The sequence below is a fragment of the Streptomyces sp. NPDC101225 genome (genome assembly GCF_044767585.1).
In the GTDB taxonomy this organism is placed as follows: Bacteria; Actinomycetota; Actinomycetes; order Streptomycetales; family Streptomycetaceae; genus Streptomyces.
This window is the reverse complement of the sequence record NZ_JBIWOE010000041.1, coordinates 7254-22816: the sequence shown is the minus strand read 5'-3', so window position 1 is coordinate 22816 and position 15563 is coordinate 7254. Positions and strand designations below refer to the sequence as shown.

15 protein-coding genes are annotated in these 15563 nt (G+C 72.6%); 5 read left to right on the top strand and 10 right to left on the bottom strand.

Features of this window, described 5'->3' with window-relative positions:
* Nucleotides 1–13: 13 nt before the first annotated feature.
* Nucleotides 14–571, top strand: coding sequence for a dihydrofolate reductase family protein (locus ACIRPX_RS37280; protein WP_404203696.1), 558 nt, complete (start codon nucleotides 14–16; stop codon nucleotides 569–571).
* A gap of 42 nt (nucleotides 572–613) precedes the next feature.
* Here ACIRPX_RS37280 and ACIRPX_RS37275 read toward each other — a convergent pair whose 3' ends face one another.
* From ACIRPX_RS37275 to ACIRPX_RS37255, 5 genes are all read right to left on the bottom strand, one after another.
* The gene (locus ACIRPX_RS37275; RefSeq protein WP_404203694.1) at nucleotides 614–1597 is read right to left on the bottom strand and encodes an aldo/keto reductase; all 984 of its coding nucleotides are present in this window, start codon (nucleotides 1595–1597) and stop codon (nucleotides 614–616) included.
* A 99-nt stretch (nucleotides 1598–1696) separates the two neighbouring features.
* Nucleotides 1697–2359: an NUDIX domain-containing protein gene (locus ACIRPX_RS37270; RefSeq protein ID WP_404203692.1), complete on the bottom strand. Its 663-nt coding sequence runs from the start codon at nucleotides 2357–2359 to the stop codon at nucleotides 1697–1699.
* Between the two features lie 69 nt (nucleotides 2360–2428).
* Nucleotides 2429–3877: an alpha-amylase family glycosyl hydrolase gene (locus tag ACIRPX_RS37265; protein WP_404203690.1), complete on the bottom strand. Its 1449-nt coding sequence runs from the start codon at nucleotides 3875–3877 to the stop codon at nucleotides 2429–2431.
* Entirely contained in the window at nucleotides 3874–6606 is a 2733-nt protein-coding gene (locus tag ACIRPX_RS37260) for an MGH1-like glycoside hydrolase domain-containing protein (RefSeq protein ID WP_404203688.1), read from the bottom strand. The genes ACIRPX_RS37265 and ACIRPX_RS37260 overlap by 4 nt, the downstream gene beginning before the upstream one ends.
* Nucleotides 6607–6704: 98 nt before the next feature.
* The gene (locus ACIRPX_RS37255; protein WP_404203686.1) at nucleotides 6705–7193 is read right to left on the bottom strand and encodes an HIT family protein; all 489 of its coding nucleotides are present in this window, start codon (nucleotides 7191–7193) and stop codon (nucleotides 6705–6707) included.
* A gap of 65 nt (nucleotides 7194–7258) precedes the next feature.
* Between ACIRPX_RS37255 and ACIRPX_RS37250 the strand changes: the two genes are divergently transcribed.
* Nucleotides 7259–8038, top strand: a complete 780-nt coding sequence (locus ACIRPX_RS37250) for a maleylpyruvate isomerase family mycothiol-dependent enzyme (RefSeq protein ID WP_404203684.1) — start codon at nucleotides 7259–7261, stop codon at nucleotides 8036–8038.
* Nucleotides 8039–8097: 59 nt separating this feature from the next.
* On the opposite strand, the gene ACIRPX_RS37245 is transcribed toward ACIRPX_RS37250, so the two are convergent.
* On the bottom strand, nucleotides 8098–8592 hold the full coding sequence (locus ACIRPX_RS37245; protein WP_404203682.1) for a PaaI family thioesterase: 495 nt from the start codon (nucleotides 8590–8592) through the stop codon (nucleotides 8098–8100).
* 119 nt (nucleotides 8593–8711) lie between these two features.
* Between ACIRPX_RS37245 and ACIRPX_RS37240 the strand changes: the two genes are divergently transcribed.
* Nucleotides 8712–9179 carry a winged helix-turn-helix transcriptional regulator gene (locus ACIRPX_RS37240; protein ID WP_404203680.1) on the top strand — a complete coding sequence of 156 codons (468 nt, stop codon included), beginning with the start codon at nucleotides 8712–8714 and terminating at the stop codon, nucleotides 9177–9179.
* A 27-nt stretch (nucleotides 9180–9206) separates the two neighbouring features.
* On the opposite strand, the gene ACIRPX_RS37235 is transcribed toward ACIRPX_RS37240, so the two are convergent.
* Nucleotides 9207–10355, bottom strand: coding sequence for an acyltransferase family protein (locus ACIRPX_RS37235; RefSeq protein WP_404203679.1), 1149 nt, complete (start codon nucleotides 10353–10355; stop codon nucleotides 9207–9209).
* A 133-nt stretch (nucleotides 10356–10488) separates the two neighbouring features.
* Complete coding sequence (locus tag ACIRPX_RS37230; RefSeq protein ID WP_404203676.1) at nucleotides 10489–11415, bottom strand: SGNH/GDSL hydrolase family protein; 927 nt, start codon at nucleotides 11413–11415, stop codon at nucleotides 10489–10491.
* A gap of 277 nt (nucleotides 11416–11692) precedes the next feature.
* Here ACIRPX_RS37230 and ACIRPX_RS37225 point away from each other — a divergent pair, with 277 nt between their 5' ends.
* Nucleotides 11693–11944 (top strand): hypothetical protein, encoded by a 252-nt coding sequence (locus ACIRPX_RS37225; RefSeq protein WP_404203789.1) that lies wholly within the window; start codon nucleotides 11693–11695, stop codon nucleotides 11942–11944.
* Nucleotides 11945–11958: 14 nt separating this feature from the next.
* Entirely contained in the window at nucleotides 11959–13161 is a 1203-nt protein-coding gene (locus ACIRPX_RS37220) for a flotillin family protein (RefSeq protein WP_404203674.1), read from the top strand.
* A 458-nt stretch (nucleotides 13162–13619) separates the two neighbouring features.
* Here the strand turns inward: ACIRPX_RS37220 and ACIRPX_RS37215 are convergent, their stop codons facing one another.
* Together ACIRPX_RS37215 and ACIRPX_RS37210 are read right to left on the bottom strand one after the other, a co-directional pair.
* The gene (locus ACIRPX_RS37215) at nucleotides 13620–14129 is read right to left on the bottom strand and encodes a cupin domain-containing protein (RefSeq protein WP_404203673.1); all 510 of its coding nucleotides are present in this window, start codon (nucleotides 14127–14129) and stop codon (nucleotides 13620–13622) included.
* Between the two features lie 229 nt (nucleotides 14130–14358).
* Nucleotides 14359–15024 carry a GAF and ANTAR domain-containing protein gene (locus tag ACIRPX_RS37210; RefSeq protein ID WP_404203787.1) on the bottom strand — a complete coding sequence of 222 codons (666 nt, stop codon included), beginning with the start codon at nucleotides 15022–15024 and terminating at the stop codon, nucleotides 14359–14361.
* Between the last annotated feature and the right edge of the window lie 539 nt (nucleotides 15025–15563).

Below are 15563 nucleotides of genomic sequence, written 5' to 3'. Positions count from 1 at the left end.
GGAGGACATCGCCATGAGCGTCATCGTCATCGCCTTCACCACACTGGACGGAATCGTCTCCGACCCCGACGGCCGCGCCGGCACGCCCGGGGGCGGCTGGATGTTCCGCCAGGGCCCCGAGGCGGTCGCCGGGGACAAGTTCCGGCTCGGGGCCACCCTGGACGAGGGGATCCTGCTGCTGGGCCGCACCACCTGGGAGCAGTTCTCCCGGCTGTGGCCGGGCCGCGAGGACGCCTTCGCCGCGCGGATGAACGCCGCGGCGAAACTCGTCGCCACCCGCACCCGCACCGACGTCTCCGCCTGGGCGAACTCGCGGGTCGTGGACGGCGACCTGGTGGACGCGGTCGGGCAGGAGCGGCGCGACGTGATCGTCACGGGCAGCCTGAGCGTGGTCCGCGCCCTGATGGCCGAGGACCTGGTCGACGAGTACCGCCTGATCACCTTCCCCACCGTCGTGGGCACCGGCGACCGCCTGTTCCCCGGGAGCGGCACGCCCGTGGACCTGGAGTGCGTGTCGGCCGAGCAGACCGGCCGGACGGTCTTCACGTGCTACCGGAGGGCCGGGCGGTGACCGCCCGGCTCCTCTCCGGGCATGGACGAACCGTGCCGCCGCTCAGTGAACCGCGTCCAGGCGCGCCCGCTGGTCCGGGGTCAGTTCCAGGTCCGCCGCCGCCAGGTTCTCCTCCAGCTGGGCCACCGAGGAGGCGCCGACCAGCGGGATGACCGGGAGGTCGCCGCCCAGCTGCCAGGACAGGACGACCTGGTTGGGCGTCGCTCCGGTTTCCCGGGCCACGTCGTGCAGGGCGGCGAGGCGGGGCGGGGTACCCGGGTGGTCGAAGTCGGCGGGGAGCCGGTCCGGGTGCGTGTAGGCGCCCTTGAGGAGGGGTGAGTAGGCGACCAGGGTGAGGCCGGGCTCGGCACGCAGGTAGGTGCGGAGGTCGGGGCCGACGTGGCCGAGGCTGCCGTCGGGGAACATGTCGTCGGCCACGTCGGTACGCGGGCGCAGGTAGCTGTGGGCGTACTGGAGGACCTCGTAGCCGGGCAGCCCGCCCGCGGCGGCGAGGGCGCGGGCCCGCTCCACCCGCCAGGCGGACTGGTTGCTCACGCCGAGCAGGCCGACCGTGCCCTCGGCGACGAGTTCCGCGAAGGCCCCGACCGTCTCGCGCTGCGGGACCGTGGGGTCGTCGATGTGGGCGTAGAGGAGGTCCAGCCTGTCCATGCCGAGCCGTTGCCGGCTGCGCTCGGCGGACGCGCGGATCACCTTCGCGGACAGGCCCTCCGGGTTGTCGACGTAGCCGGTTCCGGGGGCCAGCGGGCGGGCGCCGAGCTTGGTCGCGACGACGATCTCGTCACCGATGCCGCGGCTGCGCCGCCACCGGCCGAGGAGTTCCTCGCTCTGCCCGCCCTGGCCGCCGTCCTCCCAGAAGGCGTAGTTGTCGGAGGTGTCGACGAAGGTGCCGCCGGCCTCGACGTAGCGGTCGAGGACGGCGAAGGACGTCTCCTCGTCCGTGCGTGAGCCCATGAGCATGGCCCCGAGGGCGATCACGCTCACCTCACGGCGGTGGGCCGGGTCGCTGCCGATCGTGCGGTACTTCATGGGTGTCCCTCCCGTTCGTGTCCGGGGTTCCGGGCACGAACGGGAGTCTTCAGCCTGGAGTGCTCTCCAGGTCAAGAGGTCCGGCTCGCGGGGCCGGTCCTATCCGGCGAACGGGCCCTCCAGCGCCGCCCACTGCAGCAGCATGATGGTCTTGGCGTCGTTGATCGCGCCGGTGCGGATCATCTCCAGGGCGCGGCGGAAGGGCAGTTCGACGATCTCGATGTCCTCGCCCTCCTCGTCGAGGCCGCCGCCCGCGTGGGTGCGGGTCGAGGGCCCGTACGCGGCGGCGTAGAAGCTGACGCGTTCGGTGACCGAGCCGGGGCTCATGTAGACGTCGAAGACGTGCTGCACGGCGCCGATGGTGTGCCCGGTCTCCTCCACCACCTCGCGCCGGACGGCGAGTTCGGGGTGCTCGTCCTCGTCGTCGAGGAGCCCTCCGGGGGTCTCGACCAGCATGCCGTCGGGGTGCCCGTTGACGTACACGGGGAAGCGGAACTGCCGTGTGAGCAGGACGGTTTCGCGTTCGGTGTCGTACAGCAGCATGGTGGCGCCGTTGCCGCGGTCGTGCGTCTCGCGCTGCTGCCTGCTCCAGCTGCCGTCGGCGTTCTGGAAGTCGAAGGTGGTGGCGCGCTCGACGTACCAGTGGCTGGAGAGCAGTTTCACCTCCCGGACCTTCACGCGCGGGTTGCCGGTCAGGTCCAGGCCGGTGCGGTCCAGGCCGGTGCGGCCGCGGCGGTCGGGGGTGTCGATGCCGGCGGTCATCGGGCACCGCCGTTCCGGCTCGGTGCCGTGCAGAAGTTGTTCATGGTCCGCTTCTACCACGGGGGCCGTTCAGGTCAGGGACAGGACGTGGGAGTGCCAGGGCGGCAGGTCGACGTAGAGGCCGGGCGCGAGCAGTCCGCCGCCCTCGCGGTCGTACGTCCGCCCCGTCAGCAGGTCGGTCAGCCGGGCGGCGCGGCCCGCCAGGTCGGGCCAGGGCAGCGGGACCTGCCCCTGGGCCCGGCCGGCGGAGTAGTTGACGATCACGAGATGGCGGGTGCCGGTGCCGGTCCAGCTCCAGGCGAGCAGGTTCAGGTGGCTGTCGTTGTCCGGCCATCCGGCGGTGTCCAGCAGCTGCCACTCGCCGTCGCGTACGGCGGCCGCGGCCGGGAGCAGGCTGTCGTGGAACGATCGCAGCCGCTCGTCGGGCGGCTCCTGCGGTCCGCGTGAGAGGAACACCGGCAGGCGCACCGTGCGGCCCTCGAACTGGCCCTCGTGCCAGAGCGTCGCGCCGGGCAGGGTGGCGACGGTGACGGCGGCGGCGAGCTCCCGTTCGCCCGGGAGGGCGGCGGCGGCCCGCGGTTCGTCGTGGTTCTCCAGGAAGCGGACCAGGCCGCGCTGGTAGGCGAGGCCGGCCCGCAGGTGCGCGCGCACCGATCCGGCGTCCTCGTGCACCAGCCGGTCGTAGAGCCGCTTGTCGTAGCAGTGGTCGAAGCCCTGCTGCTGCAGGGCCCATTCGAGGTCCCAGTACGCCTCCGCGACGAAGAGGAGATCGGGGTGGCGGGCCCGGACCCGCTCGATCACGTACGGCCAGAAGTCCTCGGCCGGCTGGGCTCCGGCCCGGTCGCCCCAGGTCTTGGCGAAGACGTCGTTCATCATCAGCATCGCCATGTCGCAGCGCACGCCGTCCGCCTGGTCGCCGATGGAGACCAGCGTGTCCACGGTGGCGTCCCGCAACTCGCCGCTGAAGGCGTTCAGTTGCACGACGTCGGGCCAGGGGGCGAAGTACGGGTCGCGGCCGCGGGCGTAGATCTGCCCGGCGGCCTCGACGAAGGCGCCGGGCGCGGCGGCCAGGTCGTCCGGTGTGCCGTGGATCAGGCAGCCGGGGCGCCCGGTGAGCCAGGGGTGGTCGGGGGCGACGTGGTTGGGGACGTGGTCGAGGATCAGCCGCAGCCCGCGCTCGGCGAGTCGGGAGCGGGCCTCGGCGAGGGCGGCCGGGCCGCCGAGGGCGTCGTCGACGACGTAGTCGCGTACGCAGTAGGGCGATCCGGCGATGTCCGCCTCGGTGAGGTCGGGCAGGGCGTCGCGGAAGGAGGCGCCCAGGGACTCGTCGCGCAGGGCGATCGCGAGGCCGGCCGGGCTGCGCCGCCAGACTCCCATCAGCCAGACGGTGTCGATGCCGGTGCGCGCCACCTCGTCCCAGGCGTCGGCGGGTACGTCGCCCAGGGTGACGCGCCGCCCGTGGCGGCGGCTCAACTCGCCGAGCCACACGAGGGTGTTGATCTCGTGGATCACGGTCATGACAGAGGCTCCTCGTCGCTCGCGCCCATGAACCGCTCGTCCTCGGGCCGCAGGGCCTCCCGGCCGCCGCGCTCCACGTCCTCGGCGCTGATCGTGTGGAAGAGGATGGCGGTGGCCGCCACCAGTCCGGTCCAGCCGGTCTGATGGGAGGCGCCGAGGCCCGCGCCGTTGTCGCCGTGGAAGTACTCGTAGAAGAGGATCAGGTCCTTCCAGTGGGGGTCCTTGGCGAACTTGGACTGGGCACCGTGCACCGGGCGGTGGCCGTCCTCGCCGACCAGGAAGGTCGAGGTGAGCCGGTCGGAGATGTCGCGGGCGACCTCGTAGAGGTTCAGCTGCCGGCCGGAGCCGGTCGGGCACTCCACCGTGAAGCCGGGGCCGTGGTAGCCGTACAGGTTCAGCAGGGCGCGGATGAGGAGGAGGTTCATCGGGAACCACACCGGGCCGCGCCAGTTGGAGTTGCCGCCGAACATGCCGGAGTCGGACTCCGCGGGCAGATAGCCGACGCCGTACTCCTGCCCGTTCACGTCGAAGTGGTACGGGTGTTCGGCGTGGTGGCGGGAGAGGGAGCGGATGCCGTGCGGGCCGAGGAACTCCCGCTCGTCGAGCATCCGGGCCAGCACGCGGCGCAGCCGGTCCTCGCCGAACAGGGCGAACAGGAAGCGGCCGCGGTGCTCCGGGTCGGCGGGGACCCGCTGCGCGACGACGGCCTCGACCGCCGGGTGCCGCTTGATGAACTCCTGTGCCCCCCGTACGAGTTGCGGGAAGTTCGCGGCTGCCGCGCTGCCGATCACGCTGGTCGCCGCCAGCGGCAGCAGGCCGACCAGGGAGCGCACCTTCAGCCGCGTGGCGCTGCCGTCGGGCCGGCGCAGGACGTCGTAGAAGAAGCCGTCCTCCTCGTCCCACAGGGCGGCGTTGTCCTTGCCCATACGGTTCATGGCGACCGCGATCCAGGCGAAGTGCTCGAAGAGCATCTGGGCCTGCTCGACGTAGACCGGGTTGTCCACGGCGAGTTCGAGCGCGATGTCGAAGAGGTTCTGGCAGTACAGCGCCATCCAGGCCGTGCCGTCGGCCTGGTCGAGGTGACCGCCGGTGGGCAGGGGTGCGCTGCGGTCGAAGACACCGATGTTGTCCAGGCCGAGGAAGCCGCCCTGGAAGACGTTGTTGCCGTCGGCGTCCTTGCGGTTGAGCCACCAGGTGAAGTTCTTCGTCAGCTTCTGGAAGGCGTTCTCCAGGAAGGCGCGGTCCGCGTGGCCGGTGCGGTGCTTCTCCAGCTCGTAGACGAAGAGGACCGCCCAGGCGTGCACGGGCGGGTTGACGTCGCCGAAGTTCCATTCGTAGGCGGGGATCTGGCCGTTGGGGTGGAGATACAGGCGGCGCAGCAGCAGTTCCAGCTGCGACTTGGCGAAGCCGATGTCGATCATCGACAGGGCGAGGGTGTGGAAGGCGAGGTCCCAGGCCGCGAACCACGGGTACTCCCAGGTGTCCGGCATCGACATGATCTCGTCGTTGATCATGTGGTACCAGGCGCTGTTGCGGACGCCGGGGTCCGCGGCGAGCGGATCGACGCCGTGCTCGGCCAGCCAGCGTTCGACGTCGAGGTAGTAGTACTGCTTGCTCCACAGCATCCCGGCGAGCGCCTGCCGCACGAGCCGTCGCTCGTCCTCGCCCATGCCGTCGGCGACGACGTCCTCGTAGAAGGCGTCGGCCTCGCTGCGGCGGGCGTCGAGGACGGCGGCGAACTCGCCCCAGGGATCGGCGAGTTCGGTGTCGGACAGCCGTAGCCGCACGGTGGCGCTGCGCCCGGCGGGGATGACGAGGGTGTGGTGCACGGCGGCCTTGGTTCCGGTCTGCGCCGGGTTGATGGCCGCCCGCTCGCCCTGGACGACGTAGCGGTCGATGCCGTCCTTGACGTACGGCGTGGTGTTGGCGCTGCCGAAGATGCGCTCGTCGTTCGTGTCGTTCTCGGTGAACAGGACGGGGGCGCCGGGGTCGAAGTAGAGCCAGCGGGGGCCGAGTTCGTCGTGGTCGGCGCGGACGGCGGCGCCGGTGCGGCGCAGCGTCGGCACGGCGGCGCCGCCGGCCCAGGACCAGGTGTGCCGGAACCAGAGCGTCGGCAGCAGGTGGAGGGTCGCCTCGTCGGGCCCCCGGTTGTGCGCGGTGATCTCGATCAGCAGGTCATCGGGCCCGGCCTTGGCGTACTCGGCGAAGACGTCGAAGTAGCGGTCCTCGTCGAAGATGCCGGTGTCGAGCAGCTCGTACTCGAGGTCGGCGCGCCCCCGCGCCTTGTTGGTGGCGACGAGGTCGGCGTAGGGGAACTCGCCCTGGGGGTACTTGTACAGGTACTTCATGTACGAGTGGGTGGGCGTGTTGTCGAGGTGGAAGTAGTACTCCTTGACGTCCTCGCCGTGGTTGCCCTCCTGGTTGGTCAGTCCGAACATCCGTTCCTTGAGGATGGGGTCGCGGCCGTTCCACAGGGCGAGCGCGAAGCACAGCCGCTGCTTGTCGTCGCTGACGCCGGCGATGCCGTCCTCGCCCCAGCGGTAGGCGCGCGAGCGGGCCTGGTCATGGGTGAAGTACGCCCAGGCGTCGCCGTCGGCGCTGTAGTCCTCCCGCACGGTGCCCCACTGCCGCTCGCTCAGGTAGGAGCCCCAGCGACGCCAGGCCACCCGTCCCGCGTCGGCCTCGGCGAGCCGCTGCCGCTCGGCCCCCTTCGCGTCGCCCCTCACCATGGTCCGCCTCCCTCACCAAACCGGCATTGCCCTCAGACTCGGGCGTGCCGGACTTGGCCGCAATGGCTGGGGGACGGAAGGGGGACGTCCGCATCGCGTCACGCGGTGGACGCCTCCGGACGCAGCCGGTCCAGCTCACCGCCGATCGCATCCCGCAGCGCGTCGTGCCGCGCGCCGAGCCGGGACCTCTCGTCGCTCCACCGGTCCGGCGGATACAGCCACACCGGCCTGCCCACGAGCCCGGCCGGCTCCCACGCGTACCGGGGCCAGACGTGGGCGTGCAGGAAGGGGTCCGTGTTGCCGAGGATCTCCAGGTTGACCCGGCGGAAGGCGGGGTCGAGCCTGCGGCAGGCCCGCTCGACCGCTTCTCCGAGCCGGTCCATGCCGGCCAGGAACGACAGGCGCTCGGCCTTCGGCAGCTCGGACAGCCGCTGGACTCCCGGCCGGTCCGTGAGCAGGACCGAGTAACCGGGGAGGAACTGGACGTCGCCGATCACCGCGAAGCCGGAGTCCAGCCGCCGCAGCACGGTCGGGTTCTCACCCCGCAGAGCGGCGCCGATCCGGTCCGTCCGCCAGTCGTCGATCATGGTGCGACCATGCTCGCACAGGAAATTCGAAGGCGGCGACCACAGCACGGTGATAGACAGCCCCCGTGGCGAAGACACCTGAGTTCCCCGTCCTCCTGCGGCTGATCGACGAGCGGTCCGCCGCGTTCCGCGCCGCGGTGGCCTCGGCTCCCGGCCTCGACGTGCAGGTGCCGACCTGCCCCGCCTGGACGCTGTTCGACCTGGTGCAGCATCTGGGCCTGGTGCACCGCCGGTGGGCCGGCGTCGTCGCCGAAGGGCCGGCCGCCACCCGGCCGACCGGGACCGCCCCGGAGGCGGCCGAGGCCGCGCCCCGGGAGCGCGAGGCGCTGGCGGCCTGGTCGGCGCGATCGACGGAGCGGCTGCTGAGCGCGCTGCGCGCGGCGGGCCCGGATCGCGGCTGCTGGACGTGGTGGAGTGCCTCGGAGTCGCCGCAGACGTCGGGTGCCGTCGCCCGGCACCAGGTCCAGGAGGCCGCGGTGCACGCCTACGACGCCCAGCTCACCGCGGGTGCCCCGCGGCCGCTGCCCGAGGAGGTGGCGCTGGACGGCGTCGACGAGTTCCTGGCCACCTGCTGCGCCACGACGAGCGCCTGGCCGCACGAGCCCGCCACCGTCGACTACCACGCCACCGAGGGCCGCTCCTGGCGTCTCACGCTCGACGCCGACGGCGCCCGGACATCCCCCGTCCCCGCCTCGGGCAGCGCGCACGCGGCCACCGCCTCGGCCCGGGGCACGGCCGGCGAGCTGGTCCTCGCCCTGTACGGCCGTATCCCGGTCGACTCCCTGAAGCTCGACGGCGAGCGACGCCTCTTCACCCGGCTCCAGGAGTGGGAGCCGGAAGACTAGGGCGTGCTTTCGAAAGTGCCCTCCGCGGCGACCGGACCGCGCGGGAGGGGAGCCGGCTCTCAGGCACCCGCCACCGGGAAGAGCATGCAGGTGCTGGTGGCGTGGGCGAGGAGGCGGCCGGCCGGATCGAGGAGCTGCGCCTCGGCCAGTGCGGTGCGCCGGCCGCTGCTGAGGACGCGGCCGACGGCACGGACCTTGCCCGAGTCGGCGCTGATCGGGCGCAGGAACTTCACGGTCAGGTCGACCGAGGTGTAGCCGACACCCCGCGGCAGGGTCGACTGCACCGCGCAGCCGGCCGCCGAGTCGAGCATCGTGGCGTAGATCCCGCCGTGGACGCTGCCGATGGGGTTGTAGTGCTCCTCGCCGGGCTCCAGGGAGAACACCGCGTGGCCGTGGTCGACCTCTTCGAGCGACATGCCCAGCGTGGCGGCGATCGGCGGGGAGGGCAGCCGCCCGGCGAGCATCTCGCGCAGGAAGTGGAGCCCGGAGTCCTGCCCGACGACGGCCGCGGAGATGGCGGGGTCGTCCCAGTCGTACGTACGAGAGCGTTCCATGCGGCGGCGCTTCCTCCTCGGCCCCGAGCTTCCTCGCGACCCCTCTGACTCTGTTTCTCGAAGCTAGCCCTCCCCTCGGCTGACTGTCAATGACGAAGCCAGGGCCCTACGATGGCGGCATGAAGTGGCTCGAGACGAGCACCGAGAACTGCACGGTCCAGCGCACCCTCGACCTGGTCGGCGAGAAATGGACGCTGCTGCTGCTGCGCGACGCCTTCAACGGGGTGCGCCGCTTCGACGACTTCCGGCGCCATGTGGGTCTCTCCGAGGCGGTCCTCGCCGACCGGCTGCGCAAGCTGGTCGGCGCCGGGATCCTCGCCGCCGTCCCCTACCGGGAGCAGGGCAGCCGCACCCGCAACGAATACCGCCTCACGCCCAAGGGCCGCGACCTGTGGCCCGTCCTGGTGGCACTGCGGCAGTGGGGCGAGACGTACGTCGGCGATCCCGAGGGCCCGGTCCTGGACATCCGCCACCGTGACTGCGGCGCGGCGGTGCGGGTCGTGGTCGAGTGCCCCGACGAGCACACCGCGCTCTCCCCGGCCGAGGTCACGGTCCGGCCGGGACCGGCCGCCCGCCCGCGCGCCTGACCGCCCCGGGGCCGGCCGCCTCCCGCGCTACGCCGGCTGCCCGACCGGCGGCCGGGCGCGCCCGAAGCGGCGCCCGCGCAGCAGCAGTCGCCGTGCGGGGCCCTCCACCGTCACATGGAGCAGCCAGGACAGTCCGAGGGAGACGGCGAAGGCGGCGGCGGTGACCGCGAGCCCCTGCGTCAGGCCGAAGCGGGGCTTCACGCCGACGACGTTGGTCCCGGCGCGCAGCACCAGCAGGTGGACCATGTAGAAGGCGAAGGAGAGCTCGCCGAGTCTGACCATCCGCCGGCCGCGCCACAGGGACGGCAGGCCGCGCAGGTCCGCGACGGCCGCCGCCGGGATGAGCAGGGCGAAGCCGAGGACGGTGCAGGTGGTGGCCCGGTAGTCGGTGGTGACCTGCGGGACCAGGAAGTACCCGATGACCGCCAGCGCGAGGGAGGCTTCCAGGCCGGGGCCGCGCCATCGGTCGAGCAGCACCAGGCGGGCGACGGCGATGCCGAGGACGAACTCGGGCAGCCGCGCGAGCGGCAGGGAGTCGATCGGCTGGCTCAGCCAGTGCTGCGCGTTCACCCAGGCCACGGCGAGGACCGCGAGCAGCGACAGACCGGTCGCGACGGCCGCGCCCCGGGCGCCGACGCGGCGCAGCCCCAGCGCCAGCAGCGGGAAGAGGGCGTAGAAGAAGGCCTCGCAGGCCAGGGACCAGCTGACCGGGTCCAGGGTCTGCCACCACGGGCGCCACCAGGAGTGCACCAGCAGCACGTTGGCCAGCCCCTGGCGCACCGACGGCATCGACTGGTGCTCCAGCGTGCAGGCCATGAGCAGCGCGATCGCGGCGGTCACCAGGTGCACCGGCAGGATGCGGGCGACACGCCGCCGCCAGAAGGCGGGGGCGCCGTCGCCCGGCCGGGCGGACCAGGTCAGGACGAACCCGGAGAGCACGAAGAAGAACGACACGCCCGTGGCGCCGGCCCCGAACGCCCAGGTGACGACCCGACCGCCGGTGCCGTCGAAGTAGCGGAAGTTGTTCACGTGCAGTCCGAAGACCAGCAGCGCGGCGACCCAGCGCAGCCCGGTGAGCGAGGGCAGCGCGGGAGGTGGGGCGGGCCTGGAGCTCGTGGCGAGGGCGGTGGCCGAGGTGGCGGGGGGCGTCCTGGTCGCCCTGGTCGCCGTCGTCATCGAATCACCTGCCGGGGGCTGTGCGCGCGGGGCATGAAAAGGGGCATGAAGGGGAACGTTGCCCGTTCAGCCCCGTTCATTCAGTCCCGTACCGGACGTCACACCAATGCCAGGAACATCGGGCGCGCCCCGCTCAGTGCCGGCCGCGCCCCTTGCCCAGGCGTTCGAGGACAGCACGCGCCATCGCCTGCTCGCCCTTGGCGTTCGGGTGCGCGGGGGCGGCGGGCGAGGCCGGCTGGAGCGGCTCGATCCAGCGGACGTCCGGCGCCGTGCACATGTCGTGGCCGCGGGTGGGCCCGTAGGTGTCGACGTACTCCGCACGGTTCGCCCCGGCCACCAGCCGGAGCATCAGATTCAGCCGCTTGCCGGTGTCGCGCAGATAGGGGAAGTCCCCGGCCGCGAACGGCACCGACGGGTAGCAGCCGCTGCCGTCGTCGGGCAGCAGGTCCGGATAGCCGACGACGAGCACCCGGGCGTGCGGTGCCCTCGCGTGCACGGCCCGCAGCACCGCGTCCACCTTCGGCACGGTCTTCAGGATGGTGACCGACAGCTGGTCGTAGCCGGACGAGGAGTAGTACCGGCGGCACGGGTCGCCGGACGGATCGGTGGGCGCGAGCCTGGCGCAGGTGCCGATGATGGAGCCGAAGCCGATGTCGTTGCCGCCGATCTGCACCGTCACGAGGTCGGTGTTCCGGTTCACCGCGTCCAGCTGCGGGCCGTTGGTGCCCTGCGGCTTCCACATCTCCTCGGTCGTCGCACCGCTGCAGCTGACGTCCTTGAACGCGCCGATCCCGCGTGCCGCCGCGACGAGCGAGGGGTAGTTGTGGTCCGAGCGCGCACAGTTCGCGTCCACCTGCGTCGGGATGACGGGGCCCGCGGTGTACGAGTCCCCGAGCGCCGCGTAGCTGATGCCGTGGCCGTGCCCACCGCCGCGCCCGCCGCCGTGCGCGGCGGCCGGCGACGTCGACATCGCCACCAGGGCGCAGCTGCCGAGCGCCACCCCCACCGCGATCCCCTGCCGCCGTCTCGCCGCTCTGCCCGAACGTGATCCGTCCGTCATGCGTTCCTCCCCCAGATCCGCCCCGAAGACGTGGACGTCGCGCGGAACCGGCACACAGGGTGCCGGCGTCACACGCGACGGAGTCTGTATACCGCTCGGTATGTGTCCGCGGATAGAGGCGGGAGGCAGTCGGTGCGGCACGGCGGCAGCGGCCGGGCGACACCGCGGGAGTCGCCACGTCACAGCCGCGGAACCTTGGGCGCCATGCCCGTTGGGTCCCCGACCCGGGTGGGTCTATCGTCTGAATCATGGGTCGGGAAAGAGGAGAGCGGGCGTGATGCCGCAGGACGAGGCCGTCATCGGCTGCACCGGGCAGGTGCTCATCGGAACACGCGGATCCGCGGGGCCCGGCGAAGTCCTGGTGCGCGTCCGAGGCGGCTCCGAGACCTTCCTCGCCTGGTCCGAAGAACCACTGCCTACGGGGGCGACGGTACTCGTGATCGAGTCGCGTGGATGTCGAGAGGTCGGCGTCATCGAGTGGGCGGATCCATTGGACGCGCTCGGCGGTGACACCGCCGGCGCCGGCTGAGGAGTAGACAAGAAATGTTCGGATACCGCGTTCCGGCTCCCGACGAGGCGATGCTGATCTCGGGGGGCCGGCGGGGTCTGGGGGGCGCGCCGTTCCGAGTCGTGACCGGGCACGGCAAGTTCGTGGTGCCGTTCTTCCGCAAGACCCGCTTCCTGACCCTCTCGATGAACGAGGCGGAGGTCACCGAGACCTGTGTGACCCGGCAGGGCATCGCGCTCAGCGTACGCGCCGTCATCGCCTTCAAGGTCGGCAACGACAACGAGAGCATCATCAACGCGGGCCAGCGGTTCCTCTCCGACCAGGAACAGATGTCGGTGCTGACCGGGCGGATCTTCGCGGGCCACCTGCGCGCCATCATCGGCTCGATGACGGTCGAGGAGATCGTCACCGAACGGCAGAAGCTGGCCGCCGAGGTGCTGGACACCTCCAAGACGGAGATGGCCAAGATCGGTCTGATCGTCGACTCGCTGCAGATCCAGTCCATCGACGACGGCGACGCCGGGTACATCGACGCGATGTCCGCACCGCACCGGGCTGCCATCCAGCGCCAGGCCCAGATCGCGCAGGCGCAGGCCACGCAGACGGCGGCGGAGGCGCAGCAGGAGGCGGACCGCAAGCAGGCCGAGTACGCCCGGCAGACCGCCGTCGTCAAGGCGGAGTACTCGGCCGAGGTGGACCGCGCCCAGGCGCAGGCCGGCCAGGCCGGGCCGCTCGCGCAGGCCCACGCGCAGCAGGAGGTGCTCGCCGCGCAGACCGAACTGGCCCAGCGGCAGGCGAAGCTGCGCCAGCAGCAGCTGGTCGCCGAGGTCGTGAAGCCGGCCGAGGCGGAGGCCGAGCGCGTCCGCATCCTCGCCGCCGCCGAGGCGCAGCGTATGAAGATCCAGGCCGAGGCGGCCGCCTCCTACGACCGCGTCGCGCTCGACCGGATGCTGATCGACCAGCTTCCGCAGATCGTGAAGGAGGCCGCGGGCGGCCTGGCCGGCGCCAACGTCAACGTCCTCAACGGCGCGGACGGCCTGGGCGAGATCGCCGCCGGCCTGGTCTCCCAGGGCTTGACCATCCTCGACTCGGTCCGCCAGAACCTCAGTGGCCAGGACTCCACGGACAACCCCCGTGCCGGGGACGGGGCCGACGGCGGCAGCGGCGGCGGTGGTCTGCTGCAGCTGCGCTCGGGCAGGGAGAAGAAGTCCGACGACGGTCCGGTCGACGTGGACTAGGACGTGCGCGGCGCCCGGTCGGCGCTGCCGGGGCCCCGGGATGCCTTCGGCGTCCGGGGCCCCGCCGGTGTGCGGGCGCCTTGCCTGAGCCGTGTCGGGGCGGGCGCCGGACGGGGACCGTCCGCGCACCACGAACGGAGCCCGTCCGCGCTGCACGCGCGGACGGGCTCCGTGTTCGAGCGCCGGGCAGGCCTTGCACCTGCATTTCCCCGCAGGAAGCGGGGCGTCTTTCCTTGGACCACCAACGCAGCACCAGCCATCCGCAGTCGCGGCGACCAGCTCGTGATCAATCGTACCGTACACATGGCCGCCGTGGCGCCGGGCAGGGGCCGGGCGTCTGCCCCCTGCTCCTGGACCTACCCCGGCCGGGGACCGGCTGCCGGTGGCGGTCGGGGCGGGGGGCCGGGGGTGTCCCGGGAACGGGGTGGATCCTGCGGCGGGTGCGTCTGCGGACCCGGTCAGTCGTGCTGCTTGCCCAGTACGTACAGATGCGGGAGATTCACCACGATCGCCTCCTGGGTGCTGCGGGCGATGACGACGACCGCCTCCTCGGAGGGGTCGGGGTTCTCCTCGCGGTGCGGCACGAACGGGGGGACGAAGACGTAGTCGCCGGGACCGGTGCGCAGCCGCACCTCTTCCGCCCCGGAGCCCGAGTCGTCGAGGAAGACGAACTCGGGGTGGCCGCTGACGACGTGGATCGCGGTCTCGGACTCGCCGTGGTGGTGGTCGGAGGAGGAGGTGGCGGGGGCGACATGGGTCTGGCCCATCCACAGCTTCTCCGACCCGACCGTCTTCCCGCTGATCGCGGCGAACCGGCGCATGCCTCCGGACTGGGCGGTGTCAGCGTCGAGCGCCCCGGCGCGGACGTGGTGAAGTCGCGTGCGCAGGGGAGTCGCCGGCTCCTCGGCCGCGGCGGCGAGACGGGGGTGGAAACCTTCACCCGGGGTGGTGGTCTGCGGCTCGCTCATGACGGGGACGCTAGAACCACGCCGAAGAGGATGTCAACGCGAGCGCCGCCGCCCGGGGAGAGGGACGGGTGCCTGACCGGCGCCTCAGTGGCGCACCCCGACGGAACTGGCCGGTCTTCTTGTCAACTCGCCCCGGAACAGGCCAAGTTGGAGCCAGGCGGTCGTCACCGGACCAGTCGGCGAGTCCCGGCGGCGGCCGCCTGCGCCGCCGTGTCGCCGGTCCTGGGGATCAGCTCGGGCCGGTGTGCTCGGAGCGGACCCGCTGGGCGACGTCGCGCAGCTTGACGTTGTGGTTCTGGGAGATCTGGCGGAGCACGCCGAACGCGTCGTCCTCGCTCAGGCCGTGGCGTTCCATGAGGATGCCCATGGCTTCGCCGATGGCGTGCCGCGTCTCCATGCCGTGCTGGAGCTGGTCGATGGTGCGGGCGTCGGCCAGGGCGACGGCGGCATGGGACGCCAGCAGCCAGCCGGCGGTCTCTATGTCCTCGCCGAAGGCGCCGCGGCGGCTCGAGTAGAGGTTCAGCGCCCCGAAGTCGTCGTTGTCGGTGTAGAGCAGCACCCCGGTCATGCTGCCGACGCCCAGCTCGCGGGCCGCCGCCGCGAAGCGCTCCCAGGTCGGCTGGGGCCGGGTCATGTCCGCGATGCGGTAGACGCGGGCGCCGTCCTTGCGCCGGGCCAGGTCGAAGCAGGGCCCCTCCCCCAGCTTGCCCTGCAGGCGGTCGGAGTCGGAGACCATGTTTCCGCAGGCGGCGAGGGTGACGGCCCGCCCCTTGCGCACCGCGAGGATGCCGGCCGCGTCACAGCCCTCCACGAGCTCCACGGCCGCCGCCGCGATCTCGTCGAGCGTCGCCTGCACCGACTCCTGTTCCAGCAGCTTCCGCGCGAGCACCGCCATCTGCTCGGCGTATTCACGCCACTCCACAGCCACCACCTGCCTCGATCACCCTTGTGCCGCCACCGTAGCCGAGACGGCCCCGTCCTGGCGGACCTGATGCGGGCAGGTGCGGGCGAGCACGCCGGGCGCGCCACCGTACGGCCCGCCCGCAGCGGCCCGCCCGCACCTGCCCGCCGGCCCCGCCGCCACGCTCCGAGCCGCGCGGCGTCCGCGGCCGCCACCGCGTCGGGGCCGCCCAGGGCGGCGCCCGGCGGCCACACCCTCCTGCCGCCGCGCCGCCCGCACGAGACGTACCCGGGCGTCCCCCCGGCGTCTGCCGCACGTGGACGGGCGCGGGGCGCGGCCTCACCGGGGATACGGCGGCCCGCCGCGCGTCGACGGCCACCGGGCGCGGCCTCACCGGGGATACGGCAGCCCGCCGCGCGTCGACGGCCACCGGGCGCAGCCTCACCGGGGATACGGCAGCCCGCCGCGCGTCGACGGCCACCGGGCGCAGCCTCACCGGGGATACGGCAGCCCGCCGCGCGTCGACGGCCACC

Bases quoted from the DNA above. Each gene is read 5' to 3' on its own strand.
- ACIRPX_RS37280 (WP_404203696.1), top strand. From the start codon at position 14: ATGAGCGTCATCGTCATCGCCTTCACCACACTGGACGGAATCGTCTCC.
- ACIRPX_RS37275 (WP_404203694.1), bottom strand. From the start codon at position 1,597: ATGAAGTACCGCACGATCGGCAGCGACCCGGCCCACCGCCGTGAGGTG.
- ACIRPX_RS37270 (WP_404203692.1), bottom strand. From the start codon at position 2,359: ATGACCGCCGGCATCGACACCCCCGACCGCCGCGGCCGCACCGGCCTG.
- ACIRPX_RS37265 (WP_404203690.1), bottom strand. From the start codon at position 3,877: ATGACCGTGATCCACGAGATCAACACCCTCGTGTGGCTCGGCGAGTTG.
- ACIRPX_RS37260 (WP_404203688.1), bottom strand. From the start codon at position 6,606: ATGGTGAGGGGCGACGCGAAGGGGGCCGAGCGGCAGCGGCTCGCCGAG.
- ACIRPX_RS37255 (WP_404203686.1), bottom strand. From the start codon at position 7,193: ATGATCGACGACTGGCGGACGGACCGGATCGGCGCCGCTCTGCGGGGT.
- ACIRPX_RS37245 (WP_404203682.1), bottom strand. From the start codon at position 8,592: ATGGAACGCTCTCGTACGTACGACTGGGACGACCCCGCCATCTCCGCG.
- ACIRPX_RS37240 (WP_404203680.1), top strand. From the start codon at position 8,712: ATGAAGTGGCTCGAGACGAGCACCGAGAACTGCACGGTCCAGCGCACC.
- ACIRPX_RS37235 (WP_404203679.1), bottom strand. From the start codon at position 10,355: ATGACGACGGCGACCAGGGCGACCAGGACGCCCCCCGCCACCTCGGCC.
- ACIRPX_RS37230 (WP_404203676.1), bottom strand. From the start codon at position 11,415: ATGACGGACGGATCACGTTCGGGCAGAGCGGCGAGACGGCGGCAGGGG.
- ACIRPX_RS37225 (WP_404203789.1), top strand. From the start codon at position 11,693: ATGCCGCAGGACGAGGCCGTCATCGGCTGCACCGGGCAGGTGCTCATC.
- ACIRPX_RS37220 (WP_404203674.1), top strand. From the start codon at position 11,959: ATGTTCGGATACCGCGTTCCGGCTCCCGACGAGGCGATGCTGATCTCG.
- ACIRPX_RS37215 (WP_404203673.1), bottom strand. From the start codon at position 14,129: ATGAGCGAGCCGCAGACCACCACCCCGGGTGAAGGTTTCCACCCCCGT.
- ACIRPX_RS37210 (WP_404203787.1), bottom strand. From the start codon at position 15,024: ATGGCGGTGCTCGCGCGGAAGCTGCTGGAACAGGAGTCGGTGCAGGCG.